Source organism: Cypionkella sp. (assembly GCF_028290025.1).
In the GTDB taxonomy this organism is placed as follows: Bacteria; Pseudomonadota; Alphaproteobacteria; order Rhodobacterales; family Rhodobacteraceae; genus Cypionkella.
The window spans coordinates 1-15169 of sequence record NZ_JAQGKQ010000016.1 but is presented as its reverse complement, the minus strand read 5'-3'; the positions used below and the strand labels follow the sequence as shown (position 1 = coordinate 15169).

17 protein-coding genes are annotated in these 15169 nt (G+C 58.1%); 4 read left to right on the top strand and 13 right to left on the bottom strand.

Translation table 11 applies throughout. The features are described 5' to 3' along the window. Nucleotides 1–184, top strand: a 184-nt coding sequence (locus JWS10_RS02310) for a hypothetical protein (RefSeq protein WP_299504355.1), incomplete at its 5' end; no start/stop codon positions are given. 140 nt (nt 185–324) lie between these two features. Here JWS10_RS02310 and JWS10_RS02305 read toward each other — a convergent pair. After that, nucleotides 325–1188 (bottom strand): type II CAAX endopeptidase family protein, encoded by an 864-nt coding sequence (locus JWS10_RS02305; RefSeq protein WP_299504352.1) that lies wholly within the window; start codon nt 1186–1188, stop codon nt 325–327. 107 nt (nt 1189–1295) lie between these two features. Next, nucleotides 1296–1445, bottom strand: a complete 150-nt coding sequence (locus tag JWS10_RS02300; protein ID WP_299504349.1) for a hypothetical protein — start codon at nt 1443–1445, stop codon at nt 1296–1298. Between the two features lie 210 nt (nt 1446–1655). Between JWS10_RS02300 and JWS10_RS02295 the strand changes: the two genes are divergently transcribed. Then, nucleotides 1656–3215 (top strand): hypothetical protein, encoded by a 1560-nt coding sequence (locus JWS10_RS02295; protein ID WP_299504346.1) that lies wholly within the window; start codon nt 1656–1658, stop codon nt 3213–3215. Between the two features lie 223 nt (nt 3216–3438). On the opposite strand, the gene JWS10_RS02290 is transcribed toward JWS10_RS02295, so the two are convergent. From JWS10_RS02290 to JWS10_RS02280, 3 genes are read right to left on the bottom strand one after another with little or no spacing between them, the layout of a single operon-like run. Continuing rightward, entirely contained in the window at nt 3439–3975 is a 537-nt protein-coding gene (locus JWS10_RS02290; protein ID WP_299504344.1) for a globin domain-containing protein, read from the bottom strand. Continuing rightward, nucleotides 3972–5987, bottom strand: coding sequence for a PAS domain S-box protein (locus JWS10_RS02285; protein WP_299504342.1), 2016 nt, complete (start codon nt 5985–5987; stop codon nt 3972–3974). The genes JWS10_RS02290 and JWS10_RS02285 overlap by 4 nt, the downstream gene beginning before the upstream one ends. A 2-nt stretch (nt 5988–5989) precedes the next feature. Continuing rightward, complete coding sequence (locus tag JWS10_RS02280; protein ID WP_299504340.1) at nt 5990–6721, bottom strand: response regulator; 732 nt, start codon at nt 6719–6721, stop codon at nt 5990–5992. A 231-nt stretch (nt 6722–6952) separates the two neighbouring features. Here JWS10_RS02280 and JWS10_RS02275 point away from each other — a divergent pair, with 231 nt between their 5' ends. Beyond that, nucleotides 6953–8104, top strand: a complete 1152-nt coding sequence (locus JWS10_RS02275) for a helix-turn-helix transcriptional regulator (RefSeq protein WP_299504338.1) — start codon at nt 6953–6955, stop codon at nt 8102–8104. Between the two features lie 485 nt (nt 8105–8589). Here the strand turns inward: JWS10_RS02275 and JWS10_RS21205 are convergent, their stop codons facing one another. Beyond that, a complete protein-coding gene (locus tag JWS10_RS21205; protein ID WP_366943506.1) occupies nt 8590–8868 on the bottom strand; it encodes a DUF6634 family protein in 279 nt (92 codons plus the stop codon). A 57-nt stretch (nt 8869–8925) separates the two neighbouring features. On the opposite strand from JWS10_RS21205, the gene JWS10_RS02270 reads away from it, so the two are divergent. After that, nucleotides 8926–9159 carry a hypothetical protein gene (locus JWS10_RS02270; RefSeq protein WP_299504335.1) on the top strand — a complete coding sequence of 78 codons (234 nt, stop codon included), beginning with the start codon at nt 8926–8928 and terminating at the stop codon, nt 9157–9159. A gap of 898 nt (nt 9160–10057) precedes the next feature. Here the strand turns inward: JWS10_RS02270 and JWS10_RS02265 are convergent. The 7 genes from JWS10_RS02265 to JWS10_RS02235 form a co-directional block, all read right to left on the bottom strand. Then, nucleotides 10058–10237 carry a hypothetical protein gene (locus tag JWS10_RS02265; RefSeq protein ID WP_299504333.1) on the bottom strand — a complete coding sequence of 60 codons (180 nt, stop codon included), beginning with the start codon at nt 10235–10237 and terminating at the stop codon, nt 10058–10060. Further along, nucleotides 10234–10467, bottom strand: a complete 234-nt coding sequence (locus JWS10_RS02260) for a hypothetical protein (protein ID WP_299504331.1) — start codon at nt 10465–10467, stop codon at nt 10234–10236. Before JWS10_RS02260 ends, JWS10_RS02265 begins: the two co-directional genes overlap by 4 nt. A 165-nt stretch (nt 10468–10632) precedes the next feature. Beyond that, nucleotides 10633–11433 (bottom strand): hypothetical protein, encoded by an 801-nt coding sequence (locus JWS10_RS02255; RefSeq protein WP_299504329.1) that lies wholly within the window; start codon nt 11431–11433, stop codon nt 10633–10635. Further along, a complete protein-coding gene (locus tag JWS10_RS02250; RefSeq protein WP_299504326.1) occupies nt 11430–12776 on the bottom strand; it encodes a hypothetical protein in 1347 nt (448 codons plus the stop codon). The genes JWS10_RS02255 and JWS10_RS02250 overlap by 4 nt, the downstream gene beginning before the upstream one ends. 192 nt (nt 12777–12968) lie before the next feature. Continuing rightward, nucleotides 12969–13859 carry a hypothetical protein gene (locus JWS10_RS02245; protein ID WP_299504324.1) on the bottom strand — a complete coding sequence of 297 codons (891 nt, stop codon included), beginning with the start codon at nt 13857–13859 and terminating at the stop codon, nt 12969–12971. After that, complete coding sequence (locus tag JWS10_RS02240; protein WP_299481658.1) at nt 13856–14065, bottom strand: phosphopantetheine-binding protein; 210 nt, start codon at nt 14063–14065, stop codon at nt 13856–13858. The genes JWS10_RS02245 and JWS10_RS02240 overlap by 4 nt, the downstream gene beginning before the upstream one ends. Nucleotides 14066–14112: 47 nt before the next feature. Further along, a complete protein-coding gene (locus tag JWS10_RS02235; protein ID WP_299504322.1) occupies nt 14113–15078 on the bottom strand; it encodes a hypothetical protein in 966 nt (321 codons plus the stop codon). Nucleotides 15079–15169 lie beyond the last annotated feature (91 nt).

The following is a 15169-nucleotide window of genomic DNA, read 5'->3' as shown; positions in this document are numbered from 1 at the left end:
CACGCCGGTCTGGCGGTCATTGATCCGGTGGCCGGAAGGTGGCGCTTTGGCGCAGGTGCCGACGGTCAATATCGGCCCTTGGGGGCGGGATTACCATACGCCGCTGGAACGCCTGAATGTGGACTATGCGTTCAACGTGCTGCCAGGGTTGATCCGGGATGTGGTGGCGGGGGTGCTGGGCTGACGTGACTGGAACGCAAAATGCAATACCGCTGCCGCACGGCGATGCAACAAATAGGCCGCTCGTGCAGTGCACACGAGCGACCAGTTGGTCAGGGACGGTGTTGGCAAGCTAGTTCCAGACGGGCAGTATTGTACCCTGTGTCAGGCCTTGCGTCCAAGCGACGGACCATATCGCCAGATGACAAGTGCCGCGCAGCCGACATAACCAAAGGCGAGCGCACCAGTCCAAATCTGACTATCTTCGAACTTGAAGATCTGACCGAAATACTGGCCACCAAAGAAGTTCTGCACCCAATGGGCCCCGACCAACGGCCAGATACTGCCGCCTTGGATATAGAGCCACGCATATAATACGCTGACTGCGGGAATTGCGATGGCGATCGGCAGGGGAATTTGTCCAAGTACAAGGACGGGCAAATGCCATATCAACACGCCGCCGCCGATCCACAGCGATGCTCGCAGCGGCGACATGCGCCGTTGCAGTTCATGCTGGGCAAAGCCCCTGAAACCGGGTTCCTCCGGTGCGGGGCCATCGAGCGCTACCAGCGGAATTCCGATCAGCAACGACGCAAGCCCGACCGATGGCAGGGGCAGGCTGTCGACGCCAAGCATCAAGGCAAAGCCGACCGATCCCATGATGAGGCTTAGCGGAACCAGAAATGCGACCGCGTAGACCCATGTTGGTGCTGCAAACCGCAGCATCCGCCGACCCCATTCCCGAACGGCTGCACCGCCACCGAACCACCACAGCATTATGGGCGCTGCAAGGAGCGGACCGAGTGGCAAGATCGGCACCGGCCATGCATCCGAGGGCCAGAGCCAGTTCCCGACCATCCCGAACCATGACAGCGCATAGGTGACCAGAAAGAAAATCACAATCTGCTTTGGTGGCAGGTACATGGGCGATGCCATTCCGCCTTCACCAAAAAGGGGCGTCAGGCCATCACGGGCCGAAGCAATACCCGCGCTGCTTTCTTTGGCGCTTATAACCAATGGTACTGCCATGCTGTGATCTCCTGGCTTGTCGCTTCGTTAGGGTGTTAAACGTTTCGGAGGCTTCGGTCATAGCAGCCCACTATTGGAAACCTGACCAAACCACCGTGCTGGCGGTATTACCGGCCCAGTCGTGCCAAGATTTCGTGCCTGCCAATGCCAATGTCACGCAGGATATAGTCGTCGAGGGACAGGAGCTGGAGGTTGTCGCGACGTGCCCGGGCTTTTTTCATGTGGGACTGCAACTGTTTATTGATCCGCTTGAACATAGTATTTTCCATTGGTGTGTTGTTTCAATGTGCGCTGTCTAGCTCGTCGTTGTTTCATGCGTATTTCAAGGCTGTGAAATTGTGTTTCAATTGTTTCGCTATCACGTGCCGCACCTGGTGCAACCCTGACCTAGTGTGTTGGTGTTACATGGTGTAACCGGGCGAGCGGGACGGTCGTATGGCAAGTCTCGCTTTTTCGGGGAACGATCATTGATGATTGCACAGTATTGGTTGCTGGCTGCTTTAGCCGCGACGATTGTAGTGGCGATGATTGCGTCAGTCCCAAGACGCTGGACCCGTTGGGTGATGGCTCTGGTGGTTGTTTCGCCAGTCATCCTGTACGTCGGGGCATTCGCGTGGGAGGTCGTTACGCGACCCGGTGCAGAGGACGTGTTTGCAAATGCAATGTTGGGCTTTTCGCTTTTAAGTGCGATATTGCTGATCCCATGGGGCGTTACCTGTGTTGTTCTGTTCGCGCTTGGGCTGGGGTTTCGTCGGCTGTTCCGGGGCCGAGAGGTCGCAGATGCCAAGCCCGTAGCTTTGCGCCAAGCGAACATTGCGCCGGCGCAAGTGGCCACCCTGCCTGCCGCAATCAAGTTTTCGACCATGGCTGACGACGGATCGCGCGATGCGATTGAATGGCGGCACGCTCATATCGGATTTGAAAACGACGGTCTGAAGATCGGCGGACAAGACGTGTGGGGGCAAAAGTGGCGGGACGTCGGTGCCGCGCCGTTACGGCTTTCGCATCCTTCATACCCTTTGCAGATGCACCTTCATGCGATCTACGAAATCGGTAACGGGCCATCTGCCACACGATTTGCCGCCAGCGAAGTGTCGAATGGCGTCTGGAGCTTTTATGTCTCGACCCGCTATGTGACCGAAACGAGCGCTGTTTCTGCCGATGGATCGCTCCGCTTTGAACAGCGCGCGGGTGAGATGGTCAACGGACGTTTGGACTCCGTGGGAACTTGCGCCGTGTTGGTGGATGTGGTGACAAACAAGATGTTGCTCGATTGCGGTGCGTGGTCGGCAAGCGAGATCACCAACAGCGCCGACGGAAGCCTGTTGCTGCGGTTGGATCACAAGGATGGTGAGACTTTGCTGCGTATCTTCCCAGCCAGCCGGACATTTCGCGATCAGGGGATGAATGGGCCTGCCCTGCCGCTGGCCGATCTTGCGGCGACGGTGGAGCGCGCGCGCTACGCGGCTGCGCATCAGACCGAACCGACCTATCGCCGCATTTCGCCGGATGGGTCGATCAGAATTGATCTTGTGGCTACAGAATGGGGCAATTCTCAGTGGGTCTATTCGCCCCGCGTGACGGACATTGCCAGCGGCCGGGTGGTGCTTGATCTGTGGAACACCGATTGGGACGCGACGGTCAGCTATCCTGCGAACCGCCGCCTTAGTCTCGATTTCCGCCGCTATCATTTCAGCGGCAATCTGACGATCGAGCTTGATCTGAACACCGACCGATATCGCATCACTCGCGAGCCGGGTGGCGGTGAGAACCTGCCTTCCGGTCCGCTGCACGAGGCTGCCGCAGCGATGGAGGAGTCTGGTCGGCGGACAGCTAAATTCGCCACGGCCCGTCCTGTGTTCAACGACAGGCCCAATCCGTTTGCCGCTTGGCGGGCGGCACTGGTGATCCTGCTCGGGGCGCTGGCGCTGATTGCTGTGGCAACTTTTTTGTCGCTGCATCTTGCAGGCGACAAACCGCAGCTGTTGCGACAGATACCCAAGCTTGATCTGTCCAAAGCGCCTTAGTGGTTTCGGCTTGTTTGGGTGAGATGCGGGTTTCGCCATAAAGCGAGCATAAAAGGAAAAACGGCGCAGGCCCAACAAAGGGACTGCGCCGCGCTTGGTTGATGCAAAGGCCACCGGTAATGGCAGCTTAGGCTTCATAAAAGGTTCGCTCAAAGTCTCAGTCGTAAAATGGTCTCACGCAATATCTCGGGCACCGGGCAGTAAAACCTGCCCAGCATTGTTCTTAAGACAAACTGGCCTTGCGGACCGGCTCGGCGTTTGCAGCGGCTGCCATCATAACGTCTGCGACAGTGCCGTAAGCCATGCCCCACACCCGGCGATGTTCCAGCGTGAAGCGATTGGCAAAAAACAGCGACAAGGTTTCAATCAGCGATTTGCCGACCGTGGCATAATGTTCGTCGCGCACACCGTAGCCGACATGCTTCACAGCCAGCGTTTGCAAGACGGGCACGACGGTATCCAGGCGACGCAGCGATGTCACGACGAAGGCAAGTGCCGCCATCAGCTTGCGGCCCTGATCCTTCATGTCGGCGCTGGCAAACATGACGCGCAGCGACGGGTCATTTACAAACAGGCGTTCGTAAAACAACTCGGCCGCGTCATCGCGGACGGCAGCAACTTCGCGGAAGCTTTCTTCCAGCATGACGATTTCGGCTTCCTGCATTTCATCTCTCCAGCGTGTGTCTCTGGAGCCTGTATTAGATGCCCAATGTTTCTGGACAATTTCGTTGGCGCTCGTCCCGTGTTTCAGTTGTTTCACAGCGGTGCCTCCGCATGGGTGAGCGAGCCTAGAATCCGCTGAATGTCATCTGGAGTGAACGGCTTCTCGATCACCGGGCAGCCCGAGCGCGCAAGGAAACGACCCGCTGCTGGCCCCAGTGTGTCACCAGTGATGAAGCCGATCCGGTTGGTCATCGTCGGGCGTGTCTGGCTGAGCCAGTCAAAGAAGCCCGGGCCATCGCCGTCGGGCATACGAATGTCGCAAAGGATCACATCGACTGCCATGCCCTGCTGATCCAACATCGCCTTTGCCGCCGAACCACTGTGGGCGGTTAGGGCACTGAAACCCAGTTTTTTAACGATATCGGACAGAAGTTCGGCAATCTCGACCTCATCGTCGATAATCAGCACCACCTGTTTGGCACCGCCTCTCGCCTCGGGCTGTTCAACTGCCGCTGTCTCGTCGGAACTTTCGGCATCGGTTACCGGTAAGAGCAGGATGAAACCAGCTCCCGGCAGATGTGGCAAAGGATCAATACCCAGTGTGCCGCCATGAGATTCGATCAGCCCGCGAGACACGGCAAGCCCAATCCCCGTGCCCATTCCCTGCGCCTTGGTGGTAAAATACGGGTCGAATATACGAGAGCGGATGCCCGTCGGTATTCCCGCGCCATTGTCGGAAACACGCAATGCCAATACCTGCGCATCGGTCCGATGTTCAGCGGTTATGTGGATACGGCGCGGGTCTGCGGATTTTTCCTCAAGCGACTGATAGGCGTTGATGATCAGGTTCACCACGACTTGATGGATCTGGTCGCCATCAATCCACCGCGCGGGCAGGTCGGGCGGAAAGTCAGTTTCGACCTCCACGCCAGAAGTTTTCAGGTTGTAGCTCAAAAGCTCCAGGCCCGCCGCAACCACATCCTGAATCAATACGGACTTGCGGGCGTGCTTGCGCTGGCGGGCCATATCCAAAAAGTTGCGGACGATGCGGGCGCAGCGGTTCGCGGCGATCTCTATCTTGATGCTGCGCTGCGCCAACTCGTCAGCCATCGGCCTGTCGACAAGATTCTCGCGAAGCATCATCGCCTGCCCGATGACGATGGACAGAGGGTTGTTCAACTCGTGCGCCACACCGGCTAGCAATGACCCGAGTGCTGCCAACTTGTCCTTCTGGTGCAAAGCCTCGCGTTGGCGCTCAATCTCGGCCTGAGCCTGATGCACTGCACTCAGATCGCGCAGATGCGCTGCAAACAGACGTTTGGCACCAAGCCTGACCTCGGTGATCGTCACCTCGACAGGAATTTGAGCGCCGGAAGCTTTTAGCGCGTCTATTTCCAGACGGCGTCCCAACATTTTGGGCACGCCGCTGGCCATGTAAGCCGTCATGCCGTGGTCATGGGCAGATCGCAGCGCGTCAGGAATAATCAACTCGGCAATCTGACGGCCCATCGCTTGGTCACGGCTGTAGCCAAAGATCGACACCGCAGCGGGGTTGAAATCGACCACCGCGCCGGATTCGTCAATCACCACAATGGCGTCCAAGGCATTGTTAACGATCACCGAATGATAGGCGTCAGCGGCGCTTTGTGCCTCGATCCGCTCGCTCAGTTCCTGCTGTTTCAGCTTCAGGTCGGTCAGATCGCGCGACAACGCAATATAGCCGGATACCGGGCCATCGCCCACCTGATAAGCGGTAATCGTTTGCTCGATATAGCGCTGCCCCAGCCGCCCGTAATCGATCCAACCTTCCCGGCGACTGGGCTTGTTCGGCAAAAGTTGCTTCATGACCGCCTGATAGGCGTTATGCACTGCGTCGCCCAGCACCGCGGACACCGTGTTGCCCACCACATTGACCGCCGAGGTCTGCACGAATGTAAGATATTCTTGGTTCGCATAAAGATAGCGGCCCGCCGGATCTATCACGGCAGCGCAGCCAAGGGTGCCGTTCAATAATGCGCCGACGAATTGCGGCGTACCAACGGGGAGATGCATCAGGCCAGACGGCTCAAACGAAGGCGCTGTATTGGACTCTGCCAGCAAAACGTCCATCGTCACGCCCGCTTGGCAGGCGTGAAGATATAGCCTGCCCCCCGGACAGTCTTGAGCGTTTGCGGTTTGGCTGGATTGTGCTCGATCTTCTTCCGCAGCCGCGTCACCCGAACGTCGATGCTGCGATCGAACGGTTCGATATCGCGGTTATGGGCGAGGTTAAGCAGCCGGTCCCGCGTCAGAACCCGGTCGGGGTTTTGCAGGAAAACTTCAAGCAGATCGAACTCCATCGCCGTGACTGGTTGGCGCACCCCGTCAGCCTCAACAAGGCAGCGCGCGTCGAGATCAACGAACATCTTGCCGAAAGCGCGGATATTGCGCATGGGCTCGACTCTCGCGTCGCTGGCCTGCTGGGGGTCATACCGACGCAGAACAGCCCTGATGCGCGCATGCAATTCGCGCAGATCGAAGGGCTTGGTCATGTAGTCGTCAGCGCCCACATCCAATCCGGCAATCTTGTCAGACACATTGCTGGCGGCGGTCAGCATCAACACCGGAGTCTTGGTCGTGCGGCGGATGCGTTGCAATATCGACAGGCCGTCTTCGCCCGGCATGTTGACGTCCAGCACGATCAGATCGGCGGATTGCTCGGCCAGCAGGCGGTCCAAGGTCTTGCCACATGCCGCCGTGCGGACGCTGAAGTTGTTACGTTCCAGATATTCCGCAACCATCTCGCGCAGATGCGGTTCGTCATCGACGACAATCAGGCGCAGCGCTGGGGCAAAGATATCCATCGGTAAGTCTCCGAAGTCGGCGGCAAAGCAGTCTGGGATTCAGCGGGATCATGCTCAAACTGTCGCCCCATCTGTTGGCTAATGCCTCTACGGATCAGAGTCGTCACCCGTTGGTATGACGCGGGCAACATCGTGGAGCTGGTCGTCGATATTTCTCGAAATGACGTTGGCACTATCATTTCCGGTAAAATCTTCGTTTAACCGGAGGAGGCAGGATTAGAGGCGGTTGGCATGAACGCAGTAAACGACCAGATCCTCTCGTCCATCATCGGCGATATCTACGATTGCGCGCTAAGCCCCGAGGGCTGGGGCGATGTCATGACCCGTATCACCAAGACAGTTGACGCCGCCTACACCACCATCGCCTTGACCAGCATCTCAGACAGTCGCGGCCGGTTTGCGGCCCATTCACCATGGGATCTTGCACGTTTACAGTCGCTTCAGGACTATGACCTTGACGAAATTCCGGGTCTACTGGCCGCCGTGATGGGCGATATCGACCAGCCGTTGACGACCCTGTCCGTCGTCTCTGAAGCACAACTGGCGCAGTCTGCGTTTTTTCAAGACTGGGCACAGCCGCAGGGGCTTCGCGAAGGCTGCACGACGAAATTCGTCCACACGCCTGACCGCATTGGGCTTTTTAGCTGCACCACTTGGGCGGACCGCCGCCGCATCAGTGAGGACGAGCAACGCTTTCTGTCCCTGCTTTCCCCCCACCTGCGCCGGGCCGCACTGATCGGGGATTTGTTGGACCAAACGCATGTCACCGCCACGCTATACCGCGGCGCGCTGGACAGTCTGGCGGTCCCTGTCATCCTCACCAGCGCGGACGGCGTTATTCTGCATGCCAACGCTCAGGCCGAGACTATCCTTGCGACGAAAGCGCCGCTTAGCGCCCGGAATGGCGTGCTTCAGGCCCAAACACCCCTGATCGCGCGGGCTTTGCTCGACGCGATCTCGGCGGCCGCAGATTCCGATGCTTCCATGGGTGCGCGCGGAATTGGCTTGCCTGTATCGCTACCGGGTCAACCCCCAGCCGTGGCCTATATTCTGCCCTTGAGCGAGGGCACAGCGCGCGCGATCTTTCGGCCTGCAAGTGCCGCAATCTTCATCTCCACTACAACCGCCGCAACCCCGCCAGCCGAAGACGTGCTGATCACGCTCTACGATCTGACCGCAGCAGAAGCGCGTGTCATTGTGCACATCGGGCGCGGCCAGACGACTGCCCAATGCGCGGCAGCCCTGAACATCAGTGAGAATACATTGAAAACGCACCTAAGCCGAATCTTCGCCAAAACAAATACGAGCCGTCAAGCCGATCTCATCAAACTCGTCGCCAGCATCAGCTCCCCCATAGACCCACGAATATCGCTGTTAAAGTAAAAGAGCGTACCACCCTGTCTGCGTCAAATCAGCGCCCACCAAGCAGATCCGAAGCTGCTCGCATGTGACTACCGAAGTGCCGTCGCTCTTTTGGCAAACTAATTAAGACGACTCCGCTGGAAGTGACGCGCGCCAAACTCGTTTCGGCTGGCGAATCTCGTCGGCGTTCGCATCGACCGTTTGACTACCTTCGCTGGCCGCGAAAAAAGGCCGCTGGTACGTCTAAATCGACTTGCTGCTGCCCAAACGTTCGGCCACTTCGCGCACTGGGTAGGCCAATCCCCGACCTGCGCCACGACACGCGCGTTAGAACTCATCTGTTAATCAGGACCGGATCTGGCGTTTCCGCCCGTGGCATGGCCGTCGCCAATGCCTATGCTTATGATTTCTTTCAGCCTCTTTTACGTGCATTTGCGATATTAGGTGTGTTGGCAGCATTGCACGGCAATAGAAAGTTTCGGGGGACATGAAGATCGTCCATCAGGTCAGTTTTCCCGCTCGGATGCTCTGCGACAGGCGCGATCTAGCGTATCGATTTTCCTGATACGCCTGATATAGGCGGTCATTAGCGGGGCAAGCAGCCGGAGGTTCTTGATCGTTTGGAAGCCGGCTAGTTCGAGTCGTATTGAACGGCCCGCGGGATGCTTCACGCCAAAACTTTCTGCCAGCTCGGCTTCGATTTCGGACAAAGGCCGCCCAAGCCGATACCACCTGGACCTGGTTCTTGCCCAGCACTGCGCCGAATTGAGAGCGATAAGTGTCATAGGCATGTTCCAAAAATAAAGGAAAGCCGTTGCACCGGATCAGTGCGGCTGCGGCGCATGTTCAAGATCTCCTGCACGCTGGAGCATGCAGACCGCCACCCGCAAACTCGGGCGGAGTTCGCGAAGGGAGGGATGAGCCAAAACCTCGGCGACAGCATTGATGGCGGTATCCTACAGATCGCGCCTCGCACCCTCGCGCCGAACGAACTCTACCAATTCCGGGACGCTGAGATGGCGCAACCGGATCGGAGGGCAACGACTGAGCAATGGTTCGGAACCGGACTTCAGTAGAGCGTCATCGGCCCACGCTTGCCTACTCGCACGTTTATGCCGTCTGTTGGGGACCGATGTGCTCGCCATCAGGCAAGCCAGCTCCGCTACAAGTTCAGCCATCAATGCAACGATGCCATTCCCGCTGCGCGTGGGAGCCCGCCTTCTTTGGCCAGCACGACGCGAACCCCGGTTGCTTTGGTCACGAGTGTCACCGCAATTGCATGGCCATTCGTGGATCGCGACCCGCAGGTCCTGATCGCTTCCGATCGGAGATTGCCCGACGCTGCGCAGCATTACGTCGTCAGGGCGAAGGGGACGTCCCTCTCTCCGTGCCACACCCCGAGCTTTACGGATGGCCGCATCAACATCTGCAGCGCTACTGCCGACGGCAGCGCGGGCAAGCCCGGAGAAAGCACTCCCGACGAACACCCCGCCGAGATGATAGCGTAGGATCCTCAACAGATCTTCTGCGCAAGGCAGGGGCGCCTCGACTTTGAGGTCGAACCGGCCATTCCGCAGCACAGCCGGGTCGATCCGGTCAAGATAATTACAGGTCCCGACACAAAGACACCAGCCTCGCGCGAGACAGAGTCCATCTGTTCAAGAAACCGTTAATGACTTGTCAACGATATCTAGCTCCATGCCGTTCATTATAGACGAGTTGGACCCTTCTCGGTTCTTTCTCTCGTCGTCTCATAGCTTCTAGAAGCGCCCCGCCAATCATTTCGGCAACCAAGCAATAGCCATAACTACCGTTGCTGAAAGGGTTCGGCTCAGGGTCAGGGCAGGTAAATTGTGCAACAAGCCAACTCTGACTAACCCGACCCCGATCGTCCGCAATCCCAGCCCTGTCGCCATCTCTCTTAAGCGGGGATTGGTCCTTCCTTCAACGCGCTTGACGCCATCTGCGTCGCCGTCATCGATCCTGCTGCAGGCCCTGGTTGGTGGTGTTGATCTTGGTATTGGCCTGCTGTCCTTGCTTATCGGGATCGGTCTGCTTGTCGGCAGTGGCTTTGCCGACCGAACCATGCTTTGGCCCGCCCGGACCTTTGTCGCTGCGATTGGCTGGCGGGATCGGTGGGGTCTTGCTGCTCATGGCTGTTCCTGGTCCTCCTGATCCGTGCGACGGTTGGTCGCGTGATCCTGATACTGATCTGTCATGATTTCCCGGCCATCCAACCCGCGCTCGGGCGAGCCCTTTTTGTCGCGGTTCGAAAGGACAGCGTTCGCTGGGATATCTTCGGTGGTGACCTCGCTCATCGCGCCGGTTCCGTCGTTTTTGCCCTTAAGGCCAGCGCCGAAGTGCTTCTTATCCGCATTGGCCATCTGATCCTCCTGCGTTTGATGATGTTAAACAAACGTAGAGTTTTCGCGCAGGTTCCTAATCAACCGAAAGAAACACTCGGCTCGCCGAGCCTTGGGCTGCAATTTGCCGCGTCTCCAACTTCGTTGCGACGCACTAACCCTAACCAAAGGTAGTCGGTCACGCATTTATTTCGTGAGGAGCGTTGAAAGCTTGAAGTCTTCAAGTTCTTCCGGCAGCAGCACGTAAATATCGTCAGGAGGTGTCATCAACGCCTTGGCCATTAGCATCGGATCAACGCCCATTTCGTCGAGATAAGCCATGACTTCGCCTTGTCCGACTTGGATATCGGATACCAACAGAAATGCCGGAAGATAGGTATTTTCGCCGAAGTAATGTTGGTGAACTCCGACTGAAGCCTGCCGTGAGACCTCCCGCGTCAATCCGCCTGCCAGAACATAGGGGCAGGCGGAAAAGCAAGAAGCGCCCGAGGCCACCACGACCGGAATACCCGATGCGCGGATTATCCGGCCGATCTTAAGCGCCTCAACTACCGAACCACCCGGTGAGTGCAAAGCGAATGCAGAGGGAGGATTTTCCAGACCCTCTAGCCATTCGCTGAAACGACGCGCATCGCCCTCTGCAATCGCTCCGGTCACAAGGATTGCCCCATCTCGGCCGCTGACCTCTCCGCTGGTAAAGGTGAGACGCGGCGATACGAACTCTTTTGACGGGAAACCGGGACCGGTGGGCTGTCTTGCCGGAAGGCGGCTCGGCTCGAAGCGGCGCGTCTGGTTGCCGGGCGTCACCGGCACCTCGGTCGATGGAGATTGGGGTGTTGATCCCGGAAGCGCATGGAGGAAGTCAGTCGGTAAATCGCCCAAGGCCACAAGCACCGCAAGCATACACTGGGCCGCAAACATCGCTTTGAGAACGTACGCTGCATTCCACGATTTGCGCAGGCGTTTGGGCAGCGGCGAACTGGTCACTTGCGAAGACCTCTGTCGAGGGGTGCGACATTGTCAAAATCTGCATCCACCTGCACCACCTGCTCCGCTTGCTCCGCCACGTCGTCCGTCGCCGTCGGACGAGGACCACGGGGTTCATTGACCGCTTCGATCCCACGCAGGGCTGCCAGTGCAGCACGCAACTCTCCCAAGGTCATGGTTTCTTCGGCATCGACCACAGCGCGATCTTCGCGGATTGCCGATTGCGCAACCATCATCATAAACACCAACACTGCTGGCAACAGGTCGATAGCGATCGCCCCGGCCCAAGACGGTATGAAATCCCCTGCATAGCGTAGCACGGCGTCAGCTGATGAAATCGGCTGATACGTTGTCTCCTCGGCCGCTGGCAGGGCAATCACCACTTGCGCGGCTGCCCTCAGAGATTCCGCTCGCTGTCCCAGAAGTTGCAGGACCGAGTCTATGGTGGTCTGTTGCGCGCCCCTTATCGTATCGCTCGAACCGTCAAGCTCTGGCAAGACCACCGACGCTGCAAGATCGCGCGCTGCACGATCCACAACTGGGGCCACAGAAAGTTGCCGCAACTGCGCTATAAGCCCGGCCAGTCTTACGGATTCCTCGGCAAAAATCACCGAGCGTTCGCCTACGGGGCCCGCAGCGGCAGTAAGCGCGCGCATACGCGATAGGATGGCGTTGCCTTCCGAGAACGCCGCCGCAATGAGCGGACCTTGTGCCGCAATCTGCGTCTCTAGCGCCGCGAGTTCATCGCCCTTCGAGGTAAGGACGCGAAACACCGCGCCGCGCCCGGACGTGCCAGATAAATTCCCGTCTGCTTCCTGTGAAGACAGATCCTCGAATGACTGGCGGGCACGGGACACGTCGAGTTGTAACCCTTGGCTTGCGACAGCCACCCTGTTCGCCTGTTCAAGTTCGATCTGATAATCTCGGACCGTCAAAGCCAGATGTTGCTCAACCGCCGCTGACCCGGCCAGTGCTGCGGCATTCAACCAGGACGACATTGCGACTATCGCGCAAGAGCCAAGCGCCATCGTCAGAAGCATGCCGATCCGTGCCTTCGCCGTCCGCATCGCAGGCGTAAGACGGATCATGTAGCTCCAGAACACGAAAATGGCGACCGAAACCGCAAGGGAATAGGCAACGGCGGCAAAGAACGTCAGCGCACCCGAACCATCGAGCTGGGCGCGGACGCCCAGATAGGTATAAATGCCCGATGCAACCGCGAGCACACCGAGCGCGAGCGGTGCGAAGCTGTCCAAGGCGGTCAGATGCTGTTCGATCTCGCGCGCCTGTCGCAGGCCCTGAGCTTCTGCCCGCGTGGGGCGCCGTCCCTGATCTTCATTCATGTCGTCCCCGCTCATACAAGATGGCAAGGATAGCGGCCAAGGGAGACGAGACAAACCCTTAATGTTGATCCTTCCGGAGTGCTCGCGCAGATGTCAGAATGCTGCAGGTCGATGCGCTGGTTTTGGGTTGCAGGTTTCATCTTCGCCCTCGCGCAGGGAAAGTCCGGCGCACCGGGTGGCTATGCTGTCGCTTCAGGTCCGTGTAGCGGCCAAGTCAGACGCGCTCCATTTGCAAAGGGAATCGTTAAGCGTCGATGCACTGGCCGAGAACGCCATTTCCAGAAGGTCGGGCAGACGCTCCATACACTGCACATCCCACAGCACACTGTGGTTGCTGCGTCCCGCCAGTGAGATCCTGCGTGAATTTGCGGCCACAGCAGCGCAGCGCGCCGCGAGGGCGTCTTGCGCATTGTCTGCCGCGTGGATCAAGATCACCTCGGTATTTTGTAGGTCATCACAAGCGCATAAGGGGTCGTAGGCGGGCGGGAGTATTTCGCGCCGCAATATTCGCAACGTGTCGTCTATCAACCGCCCGCCAAAGGATAAGCCGCGGCGTAGTCCGAAAAGCTTGGAAAATCGAAGCGCGGGCAATCCACCGCTGCTTGTTCCCAGCGCAATGGTGTCATCATAGCCACCTATAATGGGTGCCATGATGGATGCCAGATCCCGAAGCGTATGATCTCCATCCCAAATGCCGCGTCGATAATGGTTGTTCAATGGATCGTATAAAATCAGCAGATCGGTGTTTGCTGGCAGGGCCTGCATGAAAATAGGCAGCGGCATCATCAAGCGCTGCGCGGCACCCGCAAATGCGATGAGTAACCGTTGCCGAGATGTCCCGGGCGTCGAATAAAGCCGGGCATGGCGAACTTCGGACTGTAAGCGCAGGACCGAAAGGCTAGGTGCGTCGCGCAATGCCTGCAGGGAATGTGACCGCTCCACAATATCGGCAAAGCTGCGGTCTTCAGACTGGCCGATGGCGTTGGCAGCATCGATGAATTCACGGGGCGTCGAAAAATTCTCCAGCGCAGTTAGTCGTCGAACCATGCTGTGCATAGCTTTCGAACGGCCGAGATCGGTCATGCTTTGGCGTCGACTGCAAGCGTCACGGCAGCCACCAGATCAGCCAGCGAAGCCGCAGAAGCGAGGGCTACCGGTGGGATGTCGATGCCGAACTCATCTTCAAGCTGCATTATTATCTCGTATGTCGAAAGACTATCAATGTCCAAGTCTGAGAGGGAAAAATCCCCGCCTGACAACGCAATCGGAGCCAAAGATGGACGATCCATTAACCCGCACGTCTGATCAAGGGCTGCAAGTACTGACTGTCGAATGTTCATAATGCCTCACTACCAAGCTGTGAAAGAGAAGTGGTGCGGGCCGTAAAAACGGATGGAATGTCGAATACATCGTTTTGAGCAAGAGCGAAATCACAAACCGTCAAACTGATATCTTGATCTGCAAGCGCGTCGGCGACGCAGTCCCAAAAGGCCAAAGTAAATGGTCGCCCAAGACAAAGATGCGGACCTGCGCCAAAAAAATGCTGCCGCTCAGCTGCAGGACGCCCCGTAAGGCTATCAAGGCGGCACTCTATGAGCGCCCCTTCTGCTACCGGACAGCCAGCGACTGTCTGCGCAAAGTTTGCTATCCGACCGATCGCGGGCACGCCCGTTTGCGTTGGCACACTTGGCAGACGCCGCTCACAAAGCGATGCCCCGTCTAGGCTGGTGATATGATCATGCAAAGAGAGGCCAAGCGATCCAATCAGCGGATCGCGGCCCATAGTCCATTGCCCCACTCTTAAGGCATGCCGTTCTGGCGGCTCTGCGGGAAAGAGGTTCTGTGCCATCTCGAACTGACGTTTCAGGGACGCCTCAAGCCGCCGGCGCGCTGCCACACCAAGGTTGGAGCTGAAAATGCTGGGAAGGCTCGACAAATCACCATCGGGCCGAGGGATACCGGTAATTTCCTCCATAAACACGTCGACCACCTCGCGTACCAGAGCCAAAAGATCAACACGTGCCGGGCCGCCGGAGCCAAGTGCCTTAGCGATAGCCGCACGGATGCGAGCCTTGGCGCGAGCGAGCTTGACCAACCTATCCTCGGCCAGAAAAGTTGCGACTTTGCGCCGCAGTTCGGCATGCTGCGGCCCATCGACCCACAGAGGCAGGTTGCGCATCACAGTCAGCGTGGCCGATAAGTCGATCTTCAGCCGAAACGCCAAAGCCTCGGTAAAAGCGACATGGGAGGTCACCCGGAACCCACTTTCGGCCAGCACCCTGACAGCGTCGTTGCCCACCACAACAAGCGCCGGATGCGCTGGGTATCCTCTCGCAGAGGGCATATTCGTTAGGTCAATCGGAGCAGCCATTCTTGATACCTTGCAGAACGAC